Source organism: Micromonospora arida (assembly GCF_003857035.1).
GTDB lineage: Bacteria > Actinomycetota > Actinomycetes > Mycobacteriales > Micromonosporaceae > Micromonospora > Micromonospora arida.
In genome coordinates, this window is the sequence record NZ_QGSY01000019.1 from 1 (window position 1) to 2,635 (window position 2,635).

The 2,635-nt window shown below is 71.7% G+C and carries 2 protein-coding genes and 1 pseudogene; all 3 read right to left on the reverse strand.

The window, feature by feature from the left end:
* Window positions 1–132 precede the first annotated feature (132 nt).
* A pseudogene (locus DLJ58_RS00125) lies at window positions 133–702 on the reverse strand (MFS transporter); the annotation flags it as partial.
* Between the two features lie 205 nt (window positions 703–907).
* Window positions 908–1,507 (reverse strand): hypothetical protein, encoded by a 600-nt coding sequence (locus tag DLJ58_RS00130; RefSeq protein WP_124853299.1) that lies wholly within the window; start codon window positions 1,505–1,507, stop codon window positions 908–910.
* A 133-nt stretch (window positions 1,508–1,640) separates the two neighbouring features.
* Window positions 1,641–2,345, reverse strand: a complete 705-nt coding sequence (locus DLJ58_RS00135) for a UdgX family uracil-DNA binding protein (RefSeq protein WP_112622139.1) — start codon at window positions 2,343–2,345, stop codon at window positions 1,641–1,643.
* Window positions 2,346–2,635: the final 290 nt, after the last annotated feature.

A 2,635-nucleotide genomic window follows, 5' to 3' on the forward strand; every position in this document is an offset into this window, starting at 1 on the left:
GGCCGCGTTCGTGCTGGCTGCCGTCGTACTCCTCGGGATCCCGCCGGGCATTCTGCTGGCCCGCCATCCGCCTGCTCAGGTAGAGCGCCGGGCCGATCGAGACGGCGTTCAGCGCGGCAGCCAGCACGGTGCCGCGCTGAACGCGAACGGGCCGGCCAGCGGGGGCAACCCCCAGCCGGTGGTGACGCGGTCGGCCAGCGCGGCGAAGTTCGGCGCGGCCACCGCACCGATGGTGGTGGCCCAGACGATCAGGGAGAGCTGCCGCCCCCGTCGGGCCGGCTCGGCGAGGTCCACCGCCGTGTAACGGGCCTGGAGGTTCGCCGCGGTGCCCCCGCCGAAGAGCAGCATGCCGAGGAAGAGCAGCGGCACCCAGCGGGTGGCAGCGGCCAGCACCACAAGCAGGCCACCGACGGCGCCGACCGCGTACGCCAGCACCAGACCCGGCCGGCGCCCGTGCCGCGCCATGATCCGGGTGACCGGTACGGCGAGCAGCGCGGCACCGACCACCCCGGCGCTCTGCGCGACACCGGCCACCGCGGTCCCGGCGATCCGTGCCGCGAGCAGCGCGCCCACGGCGATGCCGATGGTCACGCCGATCCCGCCGATGATCTGGGTGGTGAAGAGCAGCCGCAGGGTACGCCGCTGGATCGACGCGACGTCGGGTCGGGCGGCGGTACGCGGCGCGGTCAGGTCGGTCGCCATCGGCGCTCCTGTCGGAAGGGAAGACTCATCCTCGCGCACCCGCACCGACCAGCGGCAGTGGGTTTTGCCGACAGCCGAACCGGTCCGTTCGAGCACGCCCCGTCGCGGGACCGTGCTGCACGGGGTGGATCTCTATCTGGTCCAGGATGGTCTGATCGCCGCCAAGGACGTGTTCAGCAAGATCACGGCAGGCCGCTGAGCCGCCCTACCCACGCGATCCCGGTGTTTCCGCTGGGCTGGGCGCGGCCAGCAGGGATGCCAGCCGACGGATCCGGGTCAGGGTCCGCGCGGCGACGGCCACACTGACGGCGGCGACCACGCCGAAGATCACCGCGAAGCCCTCGTTGTCGGCGGCAAGGAGAGCGAGCAGGATCAGCCCGACGGAGATACCCACGATGGACAGCAGCGCCGCCCGCGTGGCCCGTCGCTGTCCGGCGAGGTAGCCGGGCAGGTCGGCCCGTACCGCGTCGTCCTCCGGCACGGTGCCGGTAAGCATCGCCTCGCGCAGCGCGTACCCCTCGGGATCCCGCCGGGCATTCTGCTGGCCCGCCATCCGCCTGCTCAGGTAGAGCGCCGGGCCGATCGAGACGGCGTTCAGCGCGGCACCCAGCACGGCTTCGTCAAGTGATTCCTGTCGGTCGAACAGCCAGCGCACCGGCAGCCCGATGAGCACCGTCATCGGCACCCAGTAGACGGCCATGAGCTGCAAGCCGGGCGCCCGCTCGAAGAACCGCTTCCATCTCCCGCGACGCCCGGCGGCCACAGCGGGCGCACCGGCGCGACGCTCCTCGTTGTCAACGTCCATCGACCCCCGTTACCCACCCGCGCGATCGACGACGCACTGTCAATCGTGGACAGTTTCCGTCAGCTGCGAACGGAAAGTGTCCACGATCTGAACAGGTCACGGCGGCGCGCAGGGTGCGTGGGGCGGTCGCCGGTCAGCCGGGCAGGGCGCGGGTGACGACGGTGAGGTCGGCGACCAGGCCCTCGTACGCCTTGTCCTGGTCGTCGGCCCGCAGGACGGCGGACGGATGGATGGTGGCCAGCAGCCGAGCCTGCGGCGCGTCGGCCCGCTTTCCGGCGTTGTCGACCGGCACCTGCTCGAAGTCCGCGGGGTGTTGGGCCGACTCCGGCCAGGGCAGCAGCTCGCCCCGCTGCCGGGTGACCCGGAAGGACGGGCCGAGCAGCGCCTTGGCGGCGGTCGCGCCGAGCACCACCACGACCTCCGGACGCAGCCGGGCGAACTCGGCGACCAACCACGGGCGGCAGGCGGTGATGTGCACCTGGTCCGGGGTCTGGTGGATCCGCCGCTTGCCGCGCTGTTCAAAGCGAAAGTGCTTTACCGCATTTGTCAGGTAGAGGTGACCCGGGTCGAGCCCGGCGTCGTCGACCGCGCGGCGCAGCAGGCGACCGGCCGGACCGACGAAGGGCAGTCCCTTCTGGTCTTCCATGTCCCCTGGCTGCTCGCCGACGAGCACCACGCGGGCGCTCTCGTCGCCTCGGCCGAAGACCGTCTGCGAGGCGTCCCGGTACAGCTCGCAGCCCCGACAGCCGCCGGCGGCGGTGCGCAGGTCGTCGATGGTGTCGGCGTCGGGCGGGATGAACCGCTGGGCGCCCGGAGCACTCCCGGTCTGCTCGGCCATGCCGACTGTTATATACCCGTTCGATGCTCACCGCCGGATACGCCCCCGGCGCACCGGCCGCCTCGCGTCAGTACCCGTTGCCGCCCCCATCGCCGCCGGACGCGATCGCGATCAGCACGATGACGATGATGATGATCGCCACCGCCACCGCGATCCAGATCCCCTTACGAGCCCCACCAGAAGCCATGTCCCCCACCTCCGGGCGCCCGCATACCCGTCCCCGCCGTCCCGAATCCCCGCGATCTTGCACTTTCTGCGCAGACCAAACTCCACAGGCCCGACATTTCGCC

What these genes read in the sequence shown, in the direction of transcription:
- DLJ58_RS00130 (WP_124853299.1), bottom strand. Translation starts at nt 1,507, where the DNA reads ATGGACGTTGACAACGAGGAGCGTCGCGCCGGTGCGCCCGCTGTGGCC.
- DLJ58_RS00135 (WP_112622139.1), bottom strand. Translation starts at nt 2,345, where the DNA reads ATGGCCGAGCAGACCGGGAGTGCTCCGGGCGCCCAGCGGTTCATCCCG.